At 52.8% G+C, this 20,926-nt stretch carries 25 protein-coding genes; 4 read left to right on the forward strand and 21 right to left on the reverse strand.

The genetic code is table 11. The features are described 5' to 3' along the window. Positions 1-778 precede the first annotated feature (778 nt). From G5574_RS23110 to mobA, 6 genes are all read right to left on the reverse strand, one after another. The gene (locus tag G5574_RS23110; RefSeq protein ID WP_164483421.1) at positions 779-1,414 is read right to left on the reverse strand and encodes a hypothetical protein; all 636 of its coding nucleotides are present in this window, start codon (positions 1,412-1,414) and stop codon (positions 779-781) included. A 72-nt stretch (positions 1,415-1,486) separates the two neighbouring features. Further along, positions 1,487-1,849: an HNH endonuclease gene (locus tag G5574_RS23115; protein ID WP_244964711.1), complete on the reverse strand. Its 363-nt coding sequence runs from the start codon at positions 1,847-1,849 to the stop codon at positions 1,487-1,489. 741 nt (positions 1,850-2,590) lie between these two features. After that, complete coding sequence (locus G5574_RS23120; RefSeq protein ID WP_164483422.1) at positions 2,591-2,791, reverse strand: TraY domain-containing protein; 201 nt, start codon at positions 2,789-2,791, stop codon at positions 2,591-2,593. A gap of 196 nt (positions 2,792-2,987) precedes the next feature. Further along, entirely contained in the window at positions 2,988-3,266 is a 279-nt protein-coding gene (locus tag G5574_RS23125) for a helix-turn-helix domain-containing protein (RefSeq protein ID WP_029571092.1), read from the reverse strand. A 114-nt stretch (positions 3,267-3,380) separates the two neighbouring features. After that, positions 3,381-5,342: a TraI/MobA(P) family conjugative relaxase gene (traI, locus tag G5574_RS23130; RefSeq protein ID WP_164483423.1), complete on the reverse strand. Its 1,962-nt coding sequence runs from the start codon at positions 5,340-5,342 to the stop codon at positions 3,381-3,383. Then, positions 5,342-5,683: a plasmid mobilization protein MobA gene (gene mobA, locus G5574_RS23135; RefSeq protein ID WP_164483424.1), complete on the reverse strand. Its 342-nt coding sequence runs from the start codon at positions 5,681-5,683 to the stop codon at positions 5,342-5,344. The genes traI and mobA overlap by 1 nt, the downstream gene beginning before the upstream one ends. A gap of 157 nt (positions 5,684-5,840) precedes the next feature. Between mobA and G5574_RS23140 the strand changes: the two genes are divergently transcribed. Beyond that, positions 5,841-6,233 (forward strand): mobilization protein MobC, encoded by a 393-nt coding sequence (locus G5574_RS23140; RefSeq protein WP_164483425.1) that lies wholly within the window; start codon positions 5,841-5,843, stop codon positions 6,231-6,233. A gap of 66 nt (positions 6,234-6,299) precedes the next feature. Here the strand turns inward: G5574_RS23140 and G5574_RS23145 are convergent, their stop codons facing one another. The 10 genes from G5574_RS23145 to G5574_RS23190 form a co-directional block, all read right to left on the reverse strand. Next, a complete protein-coding gene (locus G5574_RS23145) occupies positions 6,300-7,121 on the reverse strand; it encodes a DUF932 domain-containing protein (RefSeq protein ID WP_164483426.1) in 822 nt (273 codons plus the stop codon). A 67-nt stretch (positions 7,122-7,188) separates the two neighbouring features. Next, a complete protein-coding gene (locus G5574_RS23150; RefSeq protein WP_164483427.1) occupies positions 7,189-7,437 on the reverse strand; it encodes a hypothetical protein in 249 nt (82 codons plus the stop codon). Between the two features lie 97 nt (positions 7,438-7,534). Further along, on the reverse strand, positions 7,535-7,798 hold the full coding sequence (locus tag G5574_RS23155; protein WP_164483428.1) for a hypothetical protein: 264 nt from the start codon (positions 7,796-7,798) through the stop codon (positions 7,535-7,537). Positions 7,799-8,519: 721 nt separating this feature from the next. Beyond that, complete coding sequence (locus G5574_RS23160) at positions 8,520-8,885, reverse strand: type II toxin-antitoxin system PemK/MazF family toxin (RefSeq protein ID WP_164483429.1); 366 nt, start codon at positions 8,883-8,885, stop codon at positions 8,520-8,522. Beyond that, on the reverse strand, positions 8,885-9,157 hold the full coding sequence (locus G5574_RS23165) for an AbrB/MazE/SpoVT family DNA-binding domain-containing protein (RefSeq protein ID WP_164483430.1): 273 nt from the start codon (positions 9,155-9,157) through the stop codon (positions 8,885-8,887). Before G5574_RS23165 ends, G5574_RS23160 begins: the two co-directional genes overlap by 1 nt. 139 nt (positions 9,158-9,296) lie before the next feature. Then, on the reverse strand, positions 9,297-9,614 hold the full coding sequence (locus G5574_RS23170; RefSeq protein ID WP_164483431.1) for a hypothetical protein: 318 nt from the start codon (positions 9,612-9,614) through the stop codon (positions 9,297-9,299). A 73-nt stretch (positions 9,615-9,687) separates the two neighbouring features. Beyond that, positions 9,688-10,008, reverse strand: coding sequence for a hypothetical protein (locus G5574_RS23175; protein WP_164483392.1), 321 nt, complete (start codon positions 10,006-10,008; stop codon positions 9,688-9,690). A 53-nt stretch (positions 10,009-10,061) separates the two neighbouring features. Beyond that, positions 10,062-10,661 carry a hypothetical protein gene (locus G5574_RS23840; RefSeq protein WP_244964712.1) on the reverse strand — a complete coding sequence of 200 codons (600 nt, stop codon included), beginning with the start codon at positions 10,659-10,661 and terminating at the stop codon, positions 10,062-10,064. 67 nt (positions 10,662-10,728) lie between these two features. Continuing rightward, the gene (locus G5574_RS23185; RefSeq protein WP_244964713.1) at positions 10,729-10,992 is read right to left on the reverse strand and encodes a DUF905 family protein; all 264 of its coding nucleotides are present in this window, start codon (positions 10,990-10,992) and stop codon (positions 10,729-10,731) included. A gap of 746 nt (positions 10,993-11,738) precedes the next feature. Then, positions 11,739-13,727, reverse strand: coding sequence for a ParB/RepB/Spo0J family partition protein (locus tag G5574_RS23190; protein WP_164483432.1), 1,989 nt, complete (start codon positions 13,725-13,727; stop codon positions 11,739-11,741). A gap of 643 nt (positions 13,728-14,370) precedes the next feature. Here G5574_RS23190 and G5574_RS23195 point away from each other — a divergent pair. Continuing rightward, a complete protein-coding gene (locus G5574_RS23195) occupies positions 14,371-14,706 on the forward strand; it encodes a nuclear transport factor 2 family protein (protein ID WP_164483433.1) in 336 nt (111 codons plus the stop codon). A 140-nt stretch (positions 14,707-14,846) separates the two neighbouring features. Here the strand turns inward: G5574_RS23195 and G5574_RS23200 are convergent, their stop codons facing one another. From G5574_RS23200 to G5574_RS23220, 5 genes are all read right to left on the reverse strand, one after another. Then, positions 14,847-15,242 carry a DUF1380 family protein gene (locus G5574_RS23200; protein ID WP_164483434.1) on the reverse strand — a complete coding sequence of 132 codons (396 nt, stop codon included), beginning with the start codon at positions 15,240-15,242 and terminating at the stop codon, positions 14,847-14,849. 54 nt (positions 15,243-15,296) lie between these two features. Beyond that, positions 15,297-15,656, reverse strand: a complete 360-nt coding sequence (locus tag G5574_RS23205) for a hypothetical protein (RefSeq protein WP_342356046.1) — start codon at positions 15,654-15,656, stop codon at positions 15,297-15,299. 106 nt (positions 15,657-15,762) lie between these two features. Then, positions 15,763-16,200 carry an antirestriction protein gene (locus tag G5574_RS23210; RefSeq protein WP_164483436.1) on the reverse strand — a complete coding sequence of 146 codons (438 nt, stop codon included), beginning with the start codon at positions 16,198-16,200 and terminating at the stop codon, positions 15,763-15,765. 460 nt (positions 16,201-16,660) lie between these two features. Further along, positions 16,661-16,891: a hypothetical protein gene (locus G5574_RS23215; protein ID WP_164483437.1), complete on the reverse strand. Its 231-nt coding sequence runs from the start codon at positions 16,889-16,891 to the stop codon at positions 16,661-16,663. A 35-nt stretch (positions 16,892-16,926) separates the two neighbouring features. Continuing rightward, positions 16,927-17,571, reverse strand: a complete 645-nt coding sequence (locus tag G5574_RS23220; protein ID WP_164483438.1) for a DNA methyltransferase — start codon at positions 17,569-17,571, stop codon at positions 16,927-16,929. A gap of 438 nt (positions 17,572-18,009) precedes the next feature. Here G5574_RS23220 and G5574_RS23225 point away from each other — a divergent pair, with 438 nt between their 5' ends. Together G5574_RS23225 and G5574_RS23230 are read left to right on the forward strand one after the other, a co-directional pair. Further along, positions 18,010-18,927, forward strand: a complete 918-nt coding sequence (locus G5574_RS23225; RefSeq protein WP_164483439.1) for a DUF5677 domain-containing protein — start codon at positions 18,010-18,012, stop codon at positions 18,925-18,927. Between the two features lie 409 nt (positions 18,928-19,336). After that, on the forward strand, positions 19,337-20,755 hold the full coding sequence (locus G5574_RS23230) for a hypothetical protein (RefSeq protein WP_164483440.1): 1,419 nt from the start codon (positions 19,337-19,339) through the stop codon (positions 20,753-20,755). The last annotated feature ends 171 nt before the right edge of the window (positions 20,756-20,926 follow it).

Raw genomic sequence — 20,926 nt, forward strand, 5'->3', positions numbered from 1 at the left:
TCGCTGACAAAGGCCGGGGAGACAGAGCAGAATTAATTCTGACAGAAGATGCTGAAACAGGCCTTTGCGCTGTAGGCCCGGTCTGGTAAACACGGTATTGCATGGCACTGATGTCGGAGGCGCTTCGCGTAAGCAGACCATCGACCACATTGCCTGATGGAGTGCCGGGAACAGTGGTTGGCGAAGCACAGCCGGCCAGCAGCAGAGCCGATAGCAGCCCTGCCCGTTCGGTAAATGACATAGTGAATACTCCGGATAGCAGGGAAGATACGGCTTGCTGGAAATGACAGGTAAACTGGTTGCCACTACCGTAGTGGCCACGCCCATGCCCTTGGGTGCGCGTCGCGTTGTTGCCGCTGATAACCGGTGCGCGTCTGGCAGTCGCGCTGCTTTACCGGCACACCTTCTTCTACTTTATTAACCCTCACCAGCGTGTGGTGCAGTTCGTACCTGCATCTGGCTCCCTCGGGGGACTCGGGGCAGCCTCATGACGGCTGCACTGGCTCATCTGGCCACGGTCTAACCGTGCTGCTGCTTCATGGGGGTGCTTCTCCGTTTTGAAAAGGGTGTTATGGTGCCGGGTGCCTCCCGGTGTCCCGTGTAAACCAGCAAACCCGGGACGGTGACCTCAGACTTAACGTAAAGTGAGTTTTCGCTGCTGGTTTTCCCGCGTGCGCTGGCCGCATTCACCACAACGCACAGCCCCCCCTTTTTACGGTGGGCTGTGCGTTGCAGTAAGTCACAGAAATTTGTGGCCGGAACAAAATCCGGCTAGGGTTTATCCGAATTGGCTGGTCTTAATAATCCAGATGATATAGCTGCCATCAGATAAGGGCTGCATGTTGAGGATCTCACTCCCATTACCGATCCATACCTGCCCCTTGATGGCCAGACTCTCGAAGTTACCATTTACCGGAGCATCAGCATGAAGGGATAAACGAACCAGTCCGGAAAAAGGTTGCGGCCGCCATGGCTGACGCAAGTCTGTATTAATGGTTAGAACGGCGCTGTAATTCCCGACAGCAGAACTAATGGCCAGCGGCAACGGATGATCGGGCAGTGAAACAGACTTCCATTCAAGTCTCAGTTGAAGCGAACCGAGATGGTCTAACTTTTCGATAAAGGTTTGTCCCGCGCCTGGTGCGATGACAGTCGGACCACCTGTGCTTCCCTGTCCATAGAAAACAGGGGACGGCTGCAGTTTAGAAAGTGAGGTTAGCATATCGATCTGCGCTTTCAGATCAGAAGGCTTGAACTGCCACACGGACACATTCACGTTGATACATTCACTGCAGATAATCGTATCCGGTGTGGGTACAGCGCTTTGCTTAACCGGGGCATCACTGGCGAAACTGTTAACTGACAGCAAAAGACTGAATGACAGGAACAGACCAGCCATTAGAAGTGGTTTCATGATGGTTTCCAGATGGAGAGATTGGATTAATTACTGAAGCTTAAAATGTCACTGAGGTGGGGCAGCAAGCATTTAGGCAGCTTGTGAAGTGGTCGGGCTCGTAGCTTTAAGCTCATCTTGCTTTTCAAACCAGAATTTAACGGGTTTTTTTGCATCAATGATAAGACCGTAGCGCAGTGCTTCTCTTAAATTTGAGCTGTGACGCTTAGCGCGCTCCAGCTGTTCTGCGATGACAACTCGGTATTGTTCTGGAGAGAGACTGCCTTTTGAAGTACGGCAGTCACTACATACCGTGGCAATCCCTCCAGCCACATATTCTTCCCCGATATACTCTGCCGTCCATCCCCGGTCTGGAAGATCAGACCCGCAGAAAGCACAGCATCCTTTGAATTTTTTACGCAGAGCTTCGCGTTTGTTTTTTGTCAGCTTCATCATTCACCCTTGATACATACTGATTTTTGCGAGCGTTTTAATATTTGTAGTGCGGTTAAAGCGATTCCGGGCTGACCCACTCCGAACAGAGTGGGCCGGCACTGATTGCTCGTTGTCATCTTTGCGTTATGTGGAGTAATACGGCAGGGAAACCCGTTCGCGACTGCGTGGATACGCCAGACTAATCATCACCAGATACAGGTTGTGCCCGGTGGAACGCACCGGGGCCTCATGTAATAAATACATCGGTCGAACTGGTTACATCGAACTGATTCGTTGGGACCCTGTTTTAATTAACAGATGAACCCTTTCACAACTGCACACAGGTGCAGTGCTAATAAACTCAGGAAACTGCATTTCCGGAAACCGACACCGCGAATCCCGCTGGCGCCAGAAACGTATTTATCGAACTGATTCGTTGGGATATAGACGTACTACCCACAATTCCGACTTTGATTTGTGCCCGTCAGTGAAATACGCGACCCGAAAAGCATGCCTCAGTCGCTTATAACCTGCCCCGTAATTTACGGGTTCCCCTGATGTGATTCTGACCATGACAGAGCCTCCGGACATCTTCCGCGCACCGATATTGCGTGCCGGCAAGAGAGGACCTTGAGATCAGGGTTTCGGACACATTGTTAAAGAGCGGAGGCTGGATTTTGACAAAACAAAGCTCTGCGCGGGTGCGCATATAAAATCTGAAAAAAGAACCGGCATTATCAATGCCGGCTAAGCTGGGCTATTTTAACAATTACCTTCTGCTTTAAATCGACGCCCTGGTGCGGCGAGATCTGGAAAATATTTCAAACTGTCTTCAAGACGGACCATAGCTTCACTGGTATTACTTCTGCCGGAGCGTATGGCTGCCTCACTTAACAGGTCAGTCATCTCAGCAGTAAGACGGAGAAGCACTGTTTTATTCTTATGAGTCGACTGAGAAGCCATCAATGTTCCTGTAAGTTTTTGTATGGTTTTTGTAAGCTGCGGCCATTAAATAAGATTGGTCCTAATTGTGTAAACCCCCCTATTTACAGGGGGGTGCAAATCAAGTTATTGAATTTATAGACAATAAAACAAAACACCCTCCTTGGGAGCGGGTATTTTTTTTAAAAATTAATTAAAAAAATGACACATTCTAAACTTAACCAAAATTAACACTATTCATGAACATCGAAATGCTCATGAGTACACGGCAGATGACCGTGGCCCTTAAAAGTTTCATTGAACTGACGCCCAGTCGTTTCTGAGCCGATTTTAATGACTCATTCACGGTATCTGTGCTTACACTACGAAGCTCAGCGATATCCTCTACTGAGATACAACCGAAAACGAGCATGCAACTGTGAATTGCCTGTATCTCAGTCAATTCAGGAAAAAACTTGCTCAGATGCGAAAAATGACTAGGATCGACCGCAGCCATGATGACCTCCTATCCAGGTTATTGTGGTTAGCTGGTTGTACAGGCCTTCAACCCTGTGCAATCAGCGCTAAATAATTTGGTTTATCAATTATTTAATTTTCTCTGCTCGCCCCCTTATGGACGCTGTAAATCTCTTTTTGAAATGCGTACGTTTTCATCGTATTTAAATTGCGGCTCGGCCTGTTTGAGTTCCGGCTGCACATTCTGATTTCGCAGGCTGTCTTCCGTGGCATTCACGCTGGCCATCAGCTTAGGATCACTGACTTTAAATTCTCGGCCGTCACGTTTAGTGATGTTTCTCACCACGCCGGAATACAGCACGCGGTTCACAGCTTTCTGCTCACCCGTCAGCGCAGTGCTCTCTCCGCTGCGCCAGGCTGTAAGCTCTGCAGCAAGATCATTGTTAAAGCGGTCAGACTTGCTGTCAGGCGCAGGATAAATCTCGACCCTGTCACCAAAGTCGGTTACGGCTGGCTTGCCGTCGCGTAGATAGCTGACTGTGCCGTCTCGCAGTACTCGCGTTTCATGTTCACTGGATTTAATTGCCGGAGCATTATCTCCCGCGCCGTAATGAACAATGACGTTAGGTTCTGGCCACGCATTTTTCTGCTGACGTGCAGCCCGTTTATCACGGTAAGCCCAGCCGCGCATCTGACTGAGCGCAGCTGCGTCTCCTTTGGAAGCTTCACGTTCAACCCATGACTTCCAGCTCAGTGGACGATTGTCTCCTGTCTCTTTCAGAGTCTGACGCTCCTCGCGAAGCTGCAGGCGCAGTTCGGCCATCGCTTTCATCTTTTCAAACTCGGCCACGCGGTACATCAGCTTGCGCATCAGCGGGTCTCTGACAGTGTCGCGGACGTGGGCCTTGGCAACCACACAGTGTGAGGCAATCTGACGGAACCGTTCACCCGCGCGCAGGTCAGGTTTTTCCCAGCCACTGCGGTACGCGTCATAACGTGCACGCAGGATATCGCGCGCAATGGCACGGGCTTCTCTGCGTTCACGACGTGCTTCCTGATCGCGCACGTGCAGCTGAGGCATGTAGAATTTATCAACGACGAGTATCCCTGCTTCATGATTGTCAGGATCTGATGGTGGTGGTGCCGGTTGATAATCTCCCCAACGCTTAACCATGGCCGCATGGCTGATAGCAGGGTGAACGTCAGACGCTTTCACGCTGGCACCTTCCGGATTCATCAGATCGTAGACTGCAAGGCCGCCCTGCTGTTCGCGCAGACCAAGTCCACGAGTGTAAAGCACGTTATGTAACAGCGGCCAGTCCAGACATTCCTGCTCGGCAAAGTCGTTTAGCATCTGACGGGTTTCGCGTACGGCATAGCCATAAAGGCTTTCTTTGTCTGAAAAGATTTCGCGTTTTGCAGCACCACGCGGAGCAGAAGGCATCTCGCGACGGGTACGGTGAAGCTCACCAGCCTCATCCATATGCCAGCTGCCGTTATCAACTTTGAAACCAAACTCACGCTCAAGCACGCGGCAGCACTTTTGCAGCGTGTCGGCATCGTTCCACATGTTCTGCGCAGTAAACGTGTTGGGGTGTACGCGGTTTGCTGAGACATGGCAGTGCAGGTTATCAGTGTCGCGATGAATAGCAGCAACATACTGATGCTCCTCCATGCCAAGCTGCTTAAGGCAATAGCGGACGGAACTGAACACCGCGTCAGGCGATGGGTCTTCATCGTCCTGCCAGGAAAGAATAAAGTGATATACCGCGTCTTTGCAGTGACGGTTCTGTGATGCTGTCAGATTCATCTCTGACGCGGCAGTGTCTAGCGAGAAGCAGTTTGTTTCACACAGCACTTCACCAGAAAGTACGCGCTGAGTGCCCTCTGGTGAAATGCTGATAATCTGTGAAAGAGCTACAGCACTTTTGCGACCGACATAGTCGACCAGCTGACCGAAACCCGGCGTGGAAACGTACTCAGTGCTGGCGTCACGAACCACTTCACGTGTTGCGGCTTCCGTTGGTTTTTTTTCCTCACGCGTGCTCACGTAGTCAACCAGCTTCTTAAAGCTGGTCTTCTTGTCGCGGCGCTTCGGCGGGATGATAACGTTCATCAGTCTTTCATTTCCTCGACAGGGACAGGCGTCATATCCAGCGCGTTAATGGCATCCCTGATACTGGTCAGCACTTCAGAAAACTGAAGGCTCAGCTCGGTCGTCATGTTCGTTTGCATTTGGGTGTAAAGATGCTTCTGCAGACCGCCGAGGCGTAGCAGTTCGTTCATCATACGAATGTCGGTTCGAACGGTAATGCGGCGGTTGAGCGCGGATCGGCGCAGGTATTCAGATGTCGTCAGCCCTGCTGCAATGGCCTTCCTGTTGATGGCCTCATATTCAGCATCTGTGCAACGACATTTAACCAACTTTTCCCTCTGACGCTTTTCACTTTTCGACATAACTCAACCTTGGCACTTAACCCGGGTCTCGGGGCGGAGCCCTGAGCAGGTCGTTTTGGGAATCACTGCCAGCGTGCTGGCGGTGGTCACAAAACATTTCCTGTCCCGTCTTTGAATTTCATTACTGTATTTTGGCACTTTAATCGCCAGAAGTAAATTGGCGTCATGGGGGGTGGAGGCTGGAAATTTCCATCATTACGGGGCAGAATCACCTTTTTTGATGTTTCCACTGGAGGGTGTTATGGCTACACAGCAGTTTTTTACACAAGAGCAGATTGATGAGGCAAAATCCAGGCTGGAAAATCTGCCAGATTTGTCACCAAAACGCATTACCAGAAATGAAGTGCTGGAAAGTCTCCGTGGCACCATTCTGATGCTGGCGAAAGAAAAAGGCTACAACGCAAAAGACATCAAGTCGGCACTGGATGAAATGCAGTTTGGTTTCAGCGAAAGGGCAATTTCTGATGTTCTGAAAGACAACGGAAAAGGAAAAAAACAGCCGCGTGACAGAAAGGTAAAAAATACGGTGACAGGTACAATCACTGAATAGCGTTACACGGTAACGTAGTAAAATAACAGATATAAAAAAGGGGCTTTTTTAGCCCCTTTGTGCAAATCAGGATTTAAGTTCTTTCATTTTTTCGGCAAGGGACCAGAGAAAACGGTTGTTTTTTATGTCGCCGTCAATGCCGTTTATCGCGCGGGTTTTTGTCACTGCTCCCTTCTCCGTCCGGCCACGTAATCCACCACGTATAATGTTTTCTTGTGTGCGCTGATAAACAGTCCAGAGGTCATTCGGATTGTCTGCCTTACGGCGGGCCTGCAAAACTGAATCAGCAGTGACCGGAATATGCTGGCCGTCATAGCGAAACTCCAGCGCCGTTTCGGCAAAGGCTACCTGTTCACGATGATCAAGCAAGATAACCTTCATTTCGTCGCGTGAATGTTCAATCGCCTCGAACCGATTAAGGATGTCATAAGCCCCCTCAACCACCTGACTGATAATGTCACCTTTATGCGGCACACGGATTTCGCCGTACACTTCTCCGCACACCATGCCGTTGGAACAGATACTGCGAAACTGTCCGGGGATCATCTGGTAGCTGCTGCTGCCGTCATGGCTGTTTAGCAAAATAATTTCCGAGACTTCTGAGGCAATAATCTGATCACGACGACGCAGGCGCAGCAGGTGTTTTGCATGACCGACGCGCCCCTGATCGCGCACGCGCTGCTGGCAGGCATAGAACGGTTCAAAACCTTCTTTACGCAGGCGAGTCAGAATATGGCTTGTAGGGATATAGGTGTAGCGGTCACTGCGTGAATCATGTTTATCTTCAGAAAACACGCTGGGGACAATCTGACGCAGCTCATCATCTGTAAGTGGGCGGTCGCGACGAATGCTGTTTGCAGAACGAAAACCATTAAATAAACGGGCCATAATTATCACACTCCGGATTTGAGATTATCGTGTAATGCCGCCCCGTTTAGGGACGGCAGGCAATCAGTCAGGCAACAGCCCGGTGGATCTCCAGCGAACGGAGAAACTGCCCCCATTCACTGCTGCTCATGGCAGGCACACGGACGGCTCTGCGCTTACGGACGCAGTGCGCTACGTGACGGACACGGGCACGCATTTCATCCGGAATCTCACGCACATCCGGATCGGCGTGACGATAGCGCGTATGAGATGATTTCCCGCCGGGCTTTACATATCCGGCGGAGGGTGTGATGATGCTGCGGTCAGCAGTTTTCATGATTTACTCCTTATTGCTGTTGACGTTCCGGACGGTCATTTGGTCGTGGCGTCCGGGGTGAACGGGCGGAATTTCCGCCCTTTTTCTTTGCTACCTGTCAGACCTGACGACGGATAACGGTGTAACCGATATCAAATTCGTAGACGGCAACAGGCCAGCCGTCGCGCATGTAAACTTTCCGCGCGTCCGGTTCTTCTGTCGGCTCATCAATCACCTCCAGCCCGTTAAAATCATCACGCGACAGGCCAGACGGCCCCAGGAATTCGCCGTGCGTCCATACGTAGTCACACAGGTCCATAAAGGCATCGAGGGACAAATCCTGCGTGTCCTGGATGCTGGAGGCTGATACGTTTTTCATCATGAAGTCCTCATGCTGTGAGATCCGGTTTGTACAGCGCGCTGCGGTTTGTCCGGAGGGCTGCGGGTGCCGAAAAAGACTTCCTCTGACGCGGATTTTTTCTTTTCCGGTCTGGCCTTTCGCGGCGAAGGGCAGAGTTGCGACGACGAAGAGAGGGCATAAAGGGGCGACGACAAAAAGTTTTTGCGGCCCCTGGCGAAAAGTTTTTGGCGGCGTACATTTCACCCCTTTCTGCACGAACCGGCGGTGCTACGACAGGCCCTCCGCGCAAGGCATGACCGAAACAGCGGGAAAGACGTCAGAAGGGGAATTTGCAGCCCGCAACCGCGGGCTGGCCACAGAGCCACGGCGGCTTTTTGCCGGGGCGGTTAAAGCGACGGCGCCAGCCGTCAGCAGCCGTTGACGTTGACCTTCGCCATCAGACTCTACACGAACCCGCCCGCGGGTTCGGCGGAGCTAGGCGGCTCTGCCGCCTTAGCGGAGTGAGGCTGACGACTGCCCGCCAGGGCAGGAGCCGAAGGGGGCCATGGCCCTGCCCGTGAAGTGGCTTTTGAAAAAGGAACAGAAAAGGAAAGTCAGAAGGAACACGGATACCAGGAAACGGATTGCTTTGATGTGCACAAAAACGGATAAGGCCGGTGCGGCAGCACCGGCGCTGTCCGGCCCTTGCGTTTTTTGTTGCGGAGCTGCACCGCGCAGAATGCAGAAAGTGAAACCGCGCCTTTCAGCGCGGGTCGATTAAATCCACGACCATCGACAGGATCTCGTCCATGATGTGGGGAGCCACCTTTGTGCTGTAAGTGGCCTTACGGGCAGCCAGGTCGAGCGAACGTAACTGATAGCAAAGTGCAACGCCCGTCACCTTACCCGATTCGGTGCTGTCTCCGTCTAACCAGACCGTCACGGACTGCGAACGCGCGGCCCCACCGCCACTCGTTATCGGTACACATACCGCCGTTCCCAGCGCCGCAACAAGCTCCCTGGGAGAAATCACAAGGTAATAGTGCGGCCCTTTAAACTCCTTTCCCTCAACCGGATCGCCGTTAACGTGCCAGATTTCACCTTTCTGCGGGATTCTGCGCGATACCATCAGATAAACTCCCTTCCCTGAGGTCTGTCAATCGCGCCGTCGCTGATTTCGTCGTTGAACTGGCGGATTTCATCCTGGTCAATCCCTGCCAGTAGCTGCGCCACCGTCTTACGGCCACGGGCAACGCGACCTGACGGGCGAATACTCACGGCATCCCCGTCTGCGGTAACGTCCAGCAGTGTGCCAACGCTCCAGCCTGCTCTGGCTGCAATGTCGCTTGGAATGGTCAGCACAACCGCCCCGCCCTGCTGCCTCAGTTTTGTTACTGTCATACGCCCTCCGGTGTGTGTAACTTTGTCACACTTATAATAGCACGTTGTGAAACAAAGTCACACTTTATCGGCGATTAAATCTTCTGTTTTTCGTTCAGATATAACGCGTAAGTATCCAGATGATGCACGCATTTCCCTTCTAGGAATCAGACTGAAGCATCATTTTGAGTTCCTTTTTTGCCGACCGGCAGAGATAATCACCGAGGCCATCAGGCTGGGTTCGTACCAGCCTGATGGCCTCGGCCCACGCCTGGACGGAAGAAAGGGGCAGCCTGGGCCGGGCCAGTGTCCAGTCAGTCACGGTTTCTGTGATCTCACCGGCTAAGCGCCACAGCGTACCCTGCATCAGTTCCTCACAATTTTCCTCATCCGGCTGGCTCACAAGTTCGCGCAGGAAACTGAGACATGCCTTAATTTCTTTGAATCTTTGTTCTGTGTAGCTCAGTGACGTGATCATGATCGCCTGTCTCCGAAAGCAGTATTAACGCTGTACCTGTCACGCGGTTACATGGTCCGCGCAGGCTGGTGCGCTACGCGTCCTGTTCAACCTGCCAGTGACGACTGGCCGAAAGGAGCATTTCGCAGAGCGGCATGCCGGTTTCACTGCATAAATGCATCAGGTCAGTGAGGAAATCGACAATAACGGTTTCGGCAGATTCGCCGTCGGTATTCAGTCCGGTATAGCGGGCGAAGGCGGTCAGAGCGGCAGCGGCTGCGCCTGCACGGCTGGCATTATCAGCATCAAACGGCAGGAGATCCGTCACCTGTTCTGCCAGGCAGGATAAATCGGCAACGTTGAGGGTTTCAGCCGCTCTGAGCGTGTGGCATTCAGGTAATGAAAAACTATGCATGTAACGTACCTCATTCGTGTCAGAACGGGCCGGACGTGTCCGGCCCCGTTTTATCAAATAATGACTTTGCGGTTATAAGTGGCTTTCCAGTCGGTGTATTCTTTGCAGTCACGCAGCGGATCAAGCGCCGTCAGGTTTTCAGCCAGGCCATTCATGACAAGAACCCGCTCAACCGCCGAAAACCAGTCTTCATTCTCACCAACAGGAAACCACAGGTTGCTGTTAACGCCGCTCAGCAGGGGATGCGAGCAGAAATGGATGCCTCTGTCGCCCAGCTTTGTCATACAGCCGGTGACGGTCACTGACGCTCTGACGTTTTCTGTCATGGCACTGCGGGCAAGCGCCTCCGCAACGTCATTCCAGCACCATTCCTCATCCCCCTGGACGGGCAGCGGAAGTTCAAACATCCGGAGCGGCATGCCTCCGGCGCGGGCAGACTGACGGGCTGTATCGACAACGGAGGGTTCGTTACTGCCTGCATCGGAACAGGTAACAAAATGCCCGTGGTGATAAAACGCCTCATCGCCGTTATCGAGCTGGATAAAGCAGTACGCGCCCATAACCCGTGCAATGTCGGTCTGCGACACCGGCGAACGTAACGCCGAAGCGGTAAGGACGGGCAGCAGTTTTACACTGTGCTGTTTCTCTGACATGGTGTGATCTCCTGAATAATGATTCGGGTCGGGCTTGACTGAATAACCGCTCAGCCAGGCCTGTTTTTCAGCGCCTGACGCCGTATCCCCTGATGTAGGTCGTAAGGCCGAATCCGGCCTCAGCTTCAAAATTCCACGCCCGCCAGATCAGCCCGCCCTGCGCATCGCGGATAACTAACTGAAAGTGCGTACCCGCGTCGTTCTCGATGAAAACGTTGCGGTATGCGCTCACCAGAGCGCTGGCGGTCTGACGGCCAAACGGGCCGGACGGCAGCCCCACAGAAGGTTTCTGATCGGCTGTGCCGCGGTAAGGGGGGATCGTCGTGTTCACGGGCAGGACTCCTTTTATTTGCCTGAAAATTCCGGCTCCTGAAGCGCTGGCAGACCAGCCGACCGGATGCGGGCCGAAAAAAGGCTTCCTCTGACGCGGCTTTTTTCTTTTCCGGTCTGGCCTTTCGCGGCGAAGGGCAGAGTTGCGACGACGAAGGGCGGGAATAAAAGGGGCGACGACAAAAAGTTTTTGCGGCCCCTGGCGAAAAGTTTTTGGCGGCGTACATTTCAACCCTTTTATTCACGAACCGGCGGTGCTACGACAAGCCCTCCGCGCAAGGCATGACCGAAACAGCGGGAAAGACGTCAGAAGGGGAATTTGCAGCCCGCAACCGCGGGCTGGCCACAGAGCCACGGCGGCTTTTTGCCGGGGCGGTTAAAGCACCGGCGACAGCCGGTTGCAGTCGTTGCGTCAGGATGGAAACCCGCTGGACCGGAACCGGAACGGGGCCGGTCCCGGGCAGAGACGGCGTGCCGGCTCTGTGCGAAGCATGACAGCCGCCCGGACGCCCGGGGTAAAAGCATTTGACCTGAGTGTTACGGGAGAAAAGGGCAATTCAGGCCACCTGTTCACCTTAACCAGCCTGAAAAAATGGAGGTGAACGGCATTATGATGAATACCGTTGTCAGAAAAGGGTGTGGTGGCCGCGCCGTCAGGCGCGGGGCTTCCCGCACCGCCGCCGCAGGCGGCAGGGTTTCCCGCCGGAGCCAGAAGGTGCGTGGGCTTCCCTGCCCTGCACCCTGCTGTCAGTCGTGTTTAGTGGCGCTTTCGCTGTCGGTATCCGGCAGCGGGGCACTGAGCCATTCAGGCAGCCAGCGGGAATCCGCTAAGGTCTGCGCCGCCAGTTCAGCAGCGTCTCCTTTTTTCATCTTTTCTGCCCCTCTGGCCAGATCGCCGCGCCCTGTGGCCTCCAGAGCATCGGCAGTCTGCGCCTTGCTCATGCGTCCGAAGAACGCCGCATCCGGTTGCCACCAGTCGCGAAGGTGGAAGAACAGCGCCGCCTCGGTGGCATCAAGCGCACAGTCGGGTGTATGACCATTTACGCGAACCTGTTCACCGTCGAGTGACGATGCCACGCAGAACGCCAGCAGCCGTTTCAGCGTATCGTGGTGCAGCGCAGCGAGCAGGGTAAAATCGAGTTTCCATCCCTCCGGCAGCAGTTCACGTAACGCCCCTTCTTCGTGTTGCATTTCGCGGTATCCCCGCCCGTCTGTTCCGGTATGGGCCTGAGCAGACATGGCTCCGGTTCGGGGATTCAGCGTAATACTGACGGGGGAATGGCCCAGCCCGCTTCCCCCGAAGACCTGTCGGCACAGCGTCCAGGTGAGCAGCGTGAGGGCAGTGTCAGGCTGCTGAAACAGCGCTGCCTGGACGGCAAGAGTGCGCTCACAGGACATTGACCTGACCAGTGCCGCAGAATAGGCCTCAACGCCTTTTTCAGGCGGCGAAACCTGACCACTGTCTGCCGTGCTGTCGTCGGTTCCGTCTTCCTTAGTTTCTGTCTGCTGGTCATCAACGAGGGCCAGACCCCGCTGGATGACTACCTCACCGTCATCCAGAGAGACAACGATCCAGCAACGGGCCTTATCCTCTGTACGCCAGCCGCGCGTAATTGCGGTTGCAGTCAGAGCAGCGAGTTCCTCATACGCCGCCTGTTCATCCTCATCAGTATCAAATTCGTCATTTTCAATGACTAACTCAAGCTGCGCCACGCGCTCTGCTTCTTCTGCGGAAAACTGCGGCTCCGGCTCCGGCAGAAAACACCATGTGTCACGATCAGCCCAGGTCTTTACCTGAGACAGCCGCGCTTCCGCAAACCCCCATCCTTCACGTCCGCGCACGTCTTCCGCTACGGCCCTCAGCTTTTCAAGCGCCAGCTTTTCAGTGAGCAGCGCATCGGCCCAGCCGCCCTCATCATCGCTGAATAAATCCTCCTGCACGGCCCCGCCTGCCGTCTCGTAAGCCTCCCGCCCCACAAAATTAAACAGCGCACTGGTTGTACGGATGTCGGTATCCGTGGCGAGGCGCTTCAGCATGTCAGGAGACGGCAGGTTGCCGCCGTACACCTTTGCGATCGCCGCTTCCCAAATCTGATCCTGCCGCTCAGGCGTTCCGGCAAGCGTGAGCGCCTGACAGTGGGCGACCGTAATGCGATCCTCTCGCAGCAGGCACATCAGCGCGGGAGAGAGGTCGGCAAGTTTGAGGCAGCGTCTGACATGGGCCACGCTGAACCCCAGAAGGTCGGCCACCTGCCCTTCGCTGCGGCCTTCCTCCGTAAGCGCGCGGAAGTTAACAATCTGTTCGGAAACGTGCATGTCGCGGCGTTTGCCGTTCTCGGTCATGGATACCACACGCGCCATGTCCTCCGGCACCATCAGGACGGGCAGAGGCCGGTCGGCTGGCCAGCGCCCTTCGGCTGTCAGTAACATCACCGCTTTCATGCGACCACCGCCTGCACAGATACCGGTTTTGCCGTCAGGCATCGTATGGCCTGCAAGATTCTGGAGCAGTCCGACACGGGCAATGGAGTCAGCAAGCTCACGGATTTCGCTGTCTGTATGCGCCATGTTACGGGCCTGATGCGGCGACAGGGTAAGCTGGTCCTGTGTGTGCATGACGGTGACGGCATTCTCCAGTACCGCCTCCACGCTGGCGCGGGGGGCAGTGGCTTTTTTACCGCCCTTTTTTACAGCAGGTTTCGTGGTGGTTTCCGGCATTGTTTCGTGTACTGACATGGCATATCCCCTTTTAGGCTTTTAAAAATCATCACCCGGTGAGTTTCTCCGCCGCGGTGTTGACCTGTGAGCTGAACGGCTGTGGTTTCCTGTGGTGTTTCATCACCCGGTTGAGATCCCACGCCGCAGGGGCGTTAACTGGCGCGGTCCAACGCAGACCGACCAGGACAGCGGGACATTTTTTTGGGCTTCATGAAAAAATGTCCACGCTGTTTATTCCATCCTGGACGGCAAGGCGGACCGTGGCTGTATCAGCCCCGGTGTGGGCGTAAACCGGCATGATGAAAGAGGGAATGAGGCGGACAGCACCGCAGTGCCGGCCGCGCGGAGAAACGCAGCGGCAGGGCACTGCGCATCAGAGCCACGGCGGCTCATTGCCGGGGCGGTTAAAGCACCGGCGACAGCCGGTTGCAGCCGTTGCGTCAGGATGGAAACCCGCTGGACCGGAACCGGAACGGGGCCGGTCCCGGGCAGAGACGGCCTGCCGGCTCTGTGCGAAGCATGACAGCCGCCCGGACGCCCGGGGTAAAAGACCTTTTGCTGTGAAACTGCGGCAGACTGAAAAAAGTGTTGTTAAACCGCCTTCGCTATTGAATATTAATGCTAATAAAAAGCATATTAATTCACAAAGGAGAGGTCCGGCATGTCAGTCACCCGTCCCGTTGCTGCTCAGTTTGAGGCGTACAATGCGCATGATATCGACGCTTTCATGGCCTGCTTTGCAGATGATTTTAAGGGCTACCGTATGCCTGCTGAAACGCCCTCAACACAGGGCAAACCGGCGCTGCGTGATTTCTACATTAACAACCGTTTCAACATTCCCGCACTCAGAGCGGAACTGATTTCCAGAACGGTGCTGGGGAATAAAGTGTTCGATCATGAATTCATTCACGGCCTGTCACCCTCTCCGCTTGAAAGCATTGCCGTTTTTGAAATTAATAACGATCTCATCTCAACGGCCTGGTTCTATTTTCCCTGATCCCCTGCACGCTGCCGGAATCAGCAGAACGGCAGGAAGCGCGCCGCCAGGCGTGTCTTGTGCCGTTCTGCCGCCGCAGGCGGCCGGTTTTTCGCCCGGGCCGGAAAGGGCGGCGGGCCTCCCTGCCCTGCTCCGCCCAGTTACTGATCGATGGCGTGGTAAGCCCGTCTGAGTGCTTCCTCAATATCGCTGGGGTCTTCATCGCCCCCCGTGTTCAGTAAGCGTTCAACGGCCTCTGCCAGAACAGCGAGATCTGAGGCGGCGATGGTCACCGGCCGGTTACGCCGAGAGGCGGCGTAGCGGACGCCACTGGCGATAAACCGAAGGGTTTCAGCACCCACGCCGGCTTCGTGCTGTGCATCCCTGTCCCATGTCGAGAGGTCGCACACGATTTCGGCGGCGGTTTCCTCCGTGATGTGCTCCTCGCTGAGTACCTTCATCACCTCCTCTTTACGCCAGATGATCAGTGTGATTTTTTCCTCGCCCTGAAATTCGGTTTTCAGGCGGTGGTAAAGCTGGCTGACGGTTCCGTACATTTTTTAGCTCCTCATCGGGGGCGGCTGCGCCGCCCCCGCGCTGTCACTGGGTTGTTATTCGTCTGCCTGCGCTCTCAGCGCGGCGCTGACACGTAAAAGTGCCTTTGTTTCGTCCGGATACAGCCGCGCGGCCGCCCCCTCGCCGCTCTGTGCGTCCTCAAGGCGCATAAAATCCCACGCCACCCTGAGCGCAATTTCGAGCGCGGCGGCGGGCACCGTCGCTTCGCGGGCCTGCTCGGCCTCATCAAGCAGGCTTTGCGCTATGCCCTGCAAGGCATCCAGTCCCACACCGCTGTCGTGCTGCCCGCCCTGCCATTCAATGCGTCTTAAAATTTCGTCGGCGATTTCATCGGTGATCCGTGAATCATCGAGCACGGCGAGCACGTCATTTTTCGTCCAGATAATCAGCGTCATGAGTTCGTCGGGCTTAAAACAGGATCTGAGACGGGCACAAAGCTCGTTAACGGTTCCGTACATAGTGTTTTCCTCTGTAGGGGCGGCCCCGCCGCCCCGTGTGTTATCAGTTCAGGGCGCAGAAAATGGCGGCGGCTTCGGGATGAGTTTTCACAAACTCCATCAGCTGGCGGTGGCGCTGGCAGAAGTGCGCACACAGTTCCTCGTCGTCGTGACGGTCGTAGAGCCAGCTACGGTGGTTGAGTACCAGCGCCGTGATGATGATCCCCGCTGCGTCAGCGCTGATTTCCAGTTCCGTCCAGTGGTAAGGGTTTGAATACATGTAGCGCTCTTCCCCTTCGGGCTTCATGTAGCCCCCGCCGCCTGCCAGTTGTACGAAGTCCCACACCGTGCCGTCATAGTTGGCCAGATAGCGGCTGGCATAGAGGTAAACGTTGTTTTCAGCCTGCGCGTAGTCGTGGCCAAACAGGGAAGGCAGAAAACGCAGGTTGACAAAATCTGCCAGGACAGACGCTGGCGGGTAAACGTGGAATTGTGTGTTCATCAGATATCTCCGCAGTCAAAGGGGATTACAGTTCCGGCCTGTGCCGTGCCTGAATGACAGCCCGACGAAAAGCGGAGTGATCAGGAGCGACGACGAGGCCGCAGCGCAAGCGAGCGGAGCCGTGATTACGCACGGCGCTGACGCGAATATTGAGCGGAAGCGCGACGGGAGTAAGCGCGGCGGAGGGAGTGCGAACGGGGGAGGAGGCGAGCGAAGCGATCTCTTGATCACGCAGCGGTCGGGCTAAAGTGAAGGCACGGCACCGGCCGCAGACCGCACGGACCGGGTTTTCTGTCCTGTCCCGCCGCAAGGCGGAATAAAGCGGCGCGCAGCAACATCCTTATTGCCTGTTGTCCACAGACCGGTGAATAAACCGGCCGGAACCCTGTGGATAAAAGCACAGCGGCGGCAGTACCAGCGAACTGAAAAGGAGCGGTCGAAAAATGACCGCCCCGGCATCTTAATTCAGGTGGCTGCGCATCAGGGCGGCACGCCGGTAAAGGTCAAGGAGCTGTAAATCGATATCCTCAATCAGTACCCCCGCCATTTTCTGCGCCGGCGAGGCGCCGCGGTAAAGGTTGCGCTTTACCATGTCCCGCAGCCGCAAATGAAACTCGTAAAGCGATTCCTCCAGGTCGTTCACGTCGTCGGTGAGCTGAGTTAGTTCTGTATTCAGGGTCTGAGCTGTCATTGTGCTGTCCTTCTGGTCTGGTTAAGGTGAATAAATCAGGCGGCCCGGGCGGCGCGCAGTTCGCCGAGACGACGCAGGCCGGCGGTGTGGTACTGCTCCAGCAGTTCGATACCAATCCAGCGGCGCCCGCTCTGATCCGCGGCGACGCAGGTCGAGCCTGAGCCGGCAAAGGGGTCCAGGACCAGATCGCCGGGCTTCGTGAAGGTTTCGATGAGCGGCTGTAGCACGCTTACCGGCTTTTCCGTCGGGTGGTGACGGTTGCCCGTGTACTGCCAGGGCATCACATCTGGCAGCGGGTTTGCCGGCAGCGGCGGGCGCCCTTTGGCCAGCAGGTAGGCGCTCTCATGCTGATACCCGACAAACGCCGATTTCGAGGCGTAGGTTTTGGTGAAAACGAGGTGCCCTACAACACGGAAGCCCGCCGCCTTCCAGGCCTGCATGAAGACGTCCACGCGGTTCCAGCCGTAAAAACTCACTGCCAGGCTGTTGTTTTTGAGTACGCGGAACATTTGCTGGCTCGCCGGCAGCACCCACTCATCGTTAACGTCGTTGGCGATCGAACGGCCGGACCGGTCCTTGAAGCCGACGAGGTACGGCGGATCGGTGAGAATGAAATCGATGCTGTTATCCGGAAAGCCGGACATGATCTGTACGCTGTCGCCACGCATGAATCGGGACATAGTTATGCTCCTCAGTTTCAGGGGGCACCCCTGTGGTGCCGTGACCACCACAAAGACGGGCGAAAAGCGGAGCAGGCAGGGGCGACACCGGAAGCCGCACGCGCCGCCGGAGCGGACTGAATGTCCCGCGCACGGCGGGGAACGGGTGAGGATGGCGGCGAAGCTTCCCTTGCAGGCGAAGCGGCCCGGCTACAGTGAGGGCACGGCACTTTGCATCTGCCGGTTTCCGGCCGTAGGACGGGAAGCGGCAAAAAAAGCGGAGCGAAGCGACATACTCGTTGGCTTATGAAGGATATGCCGCTCAACAGAATATCCATGAAAAAAGAAACATCAGACATCACAGTCAGGCCGATTGACCGGGCCACACACTTAACATTGCCTAACAGAAAAGCTGTGTTAGGATTTATCCGAACATAATCAGAAAATAGAAGGTATGAAATGTACGAACAGGAAATAGCGGATTTAGTGAAAAATATAAGAGATCACCGGAGCGTTCTTGATGCAGCCGCTCAACTGTTCAGAACGGAAGAAAAGAGAGACAGTTTCAATCCCAAAATTGCTGAAGACTGGTGTAATTCGGTTTTTGGAGACTGTCTCGTAAAGCTCCGACTATTTACGGAAAATAACTTTAACTACATTGAAAGCCTCAGTTTAATTTCAGTAACGCGCTATATATTCGAGATGAGTGTATGGCTGAAACTGCTCACAAAAAATTCGCGTTACGGAGTGGTATACTACTCTCAACTCCTTAAAGGCCAGCGCGAATACTGGGCTAATTTTCAGGAACAAATGAACAGGGAGGTGGCTTTCCTTGAAAAAATGGAGAAAAAGGAAAAAGAACTTACTGAAAAAAGACTAGGGGAGATCAGACTGATGGAGAAAACGGAGGAGGCTACCAAGGCCGCAGAAACGCTCTTTGAGTATGTAAAAAACATAATCGACAGGGAAGCTGACATGAGTTTTTCAATTTTTTCTGAGGAAGCCAAGTTTAATGGATATGGTTTTCAGGCAGTTCTGGTCAGGAAAAACCAGATGAATATGATAGAAAAATCCCTGACTGAAATAGCAAATGAAAAAGAAAACTTCGAGGACAACTTCCCGGAAGATGTGAAAGAAATGGTAAGCAAAAACATGGTTTGGAGATGGAATCAAAAGGCTAAAGAAGTTGGTCTTGAGGATGAATACAACTTCATATACACCTTTACCAGCAAACTAATACATTCTGTTCCAACGAGTATCACAACCGACCATAAAAACTTAGAACACCAGGAAATGGTTCTTTTTCTCCGGTATATTAACTTCAAAATAAAAGGCATCATTGAGTTAAGCAGTGAATATATCAGAACACACGGATAAACGTGGGTAAACCCTTAACAGCACGAAAAAAATTTCCATTTAAAATGCTCATTCAGAAAACATGAACTCGTCATAAATAATTTCAACCAGAAGGTGCTCTGTTACTGATACCAGGAAAGGGTCCTTTCTAAGACTTGATTTAGGTGAGACACGGGTTGTCCAACAACAGGGCCCCTGTTCGATTTCCACGGTTGCATAAATCTTTAACGGGCATCACTGGCTATAACTACAGGCTTCTTTTTTTTGCAAGCGATAAAACAGGGGGTACACCTCATGGCCCCCACCCTCTCAAACAAGAAAAAAATCACTTTAAACCCATAATTATCAATAAATTATAAAAAATACAAGAGTTTTACCTCCACATAACACACCACGAAAATTACTATGAAGCACACAACGAGGAGGCCTTATGCTAAAAGATTACCCGTATAACAGCATTTACTCACTTTTTAGCGAAGTGAGCTTAACTGATACTATACACGAAAGTTTTCTATCAGCGCTTGAGAGCGAATTTTCATATTTAGAATATAATACAGTCCCGGGCTCTATTAAAATTCTGAGAAAAAAAGTTGAGCAGATTTTCGGGAGGGGCAATTTAGACGGAAAAATATCTAAACACGACCTCCAGAAATGCATGCATTTTGTTCACATGATGAATGTGATATCTAAAGGCTGGAAACAGAGTACTGGATGGTGGCATACGCCTTTTTTGCTCGATGAAAATAAGCCTCTCACCACAATAGAGGATTACAGGCATGATGCCGTGATTCACAGCAACCTCGTTTCATGCAGAGAAATGCTGAATGTTCGCGTAAACCTTCTTCAGCAAATGTATCGGATAGAAAAGCTGATAATGGATTTCCTGGTGTACTTTCCCAGAAGTATGTATGACTTCCACAACCCCGGAACTAAGATGTTTTCGGGACAATACGAGGCGGCTGTTGTTCTGACACACCTTATTCATCAGCTTAACTTTGAACGTCAAAATGATTATCCCCAAAATGGGGTGGACGAATTTTGCAAACAAGCACTTGTTAATGAGGCCATAAAACATGCAAATTACTTCGTTAAAGAAAGTGAAGTTTTTGATGAATATGATTTTCAGGTTGCTGATATTGATTACAGCAAGCTCCTTGACTCTGAACATCAACATTACGACGATAATACACTGATAAAAATTGTTTGCGATCAATTCAACCATAACATAAGGGATGATGATTACAATAAAATCACCCCACTAATTGACGTGGTTATTTTTATAAAAAATCATGACAGAAAGCAACCTCTCTACAATGGTTCAACTGCACAGGCTTTTTATGAGTTAAAATCCGAACCTTACGTAAGGTTTGGTGCAATCTGTTTTTTGATTAAAGCATACAGGGACAAATTAATGTTCACCTCCCGTAAAACGGGGTCTGACAACAAAAAAATACACACCATTAAAGAGGTCATGAAAATATCAAGAAGTCTATCCAGAGAGGAAAGCTTTGAAGATAAAGAGAGGGTACTATCGGATTATGATTATTCATTTTTAAAGTTTGTTGCCTATGGGATCAGCGCAATCACAACAGCTATAGAGTATGAAACCCCATCCAAAGAAGGGATTAGCGAATATAAAAAAGTCAGGAGATTTAAATGGCAGCTAATTGCCATGCTTTATTCGACAATAGGCAACTTGCCGTTAGCAAATTTGAAAGACCATCTTTCAATACTGACCCGGAATTTAGCCCGATTTATTAAAAGCTCCGAGATGATGGGTGTCTTAAAAAAGAACTCAAGATCAGAATATCTGAGAATGAAGGAGACTGGAGAGTGGGACAAGCTGTAAAACCCGGATGAAATCACCGTGACCTTGTGGGTTACCCCTTACAGCCTTTGATGACGACATCGTTTGAAAGACGATGTCACTTTTCTCATGAAAAGACTGTAGTCATGAAATTATCAGGGAAATCACAATCTGTGTCAGTAACATAGTACATCGCAGATTAAATCATCGCTT

Source organism: Pantoea stewartii (assembly GCF_011044475.1).
Classification (GTDB): Bacteria; Pseudomonadota; Gammaproteobacteria; order Enterobacterales; family Enterobacteriaceae; genus Pantoea; species Pantoea stewartii.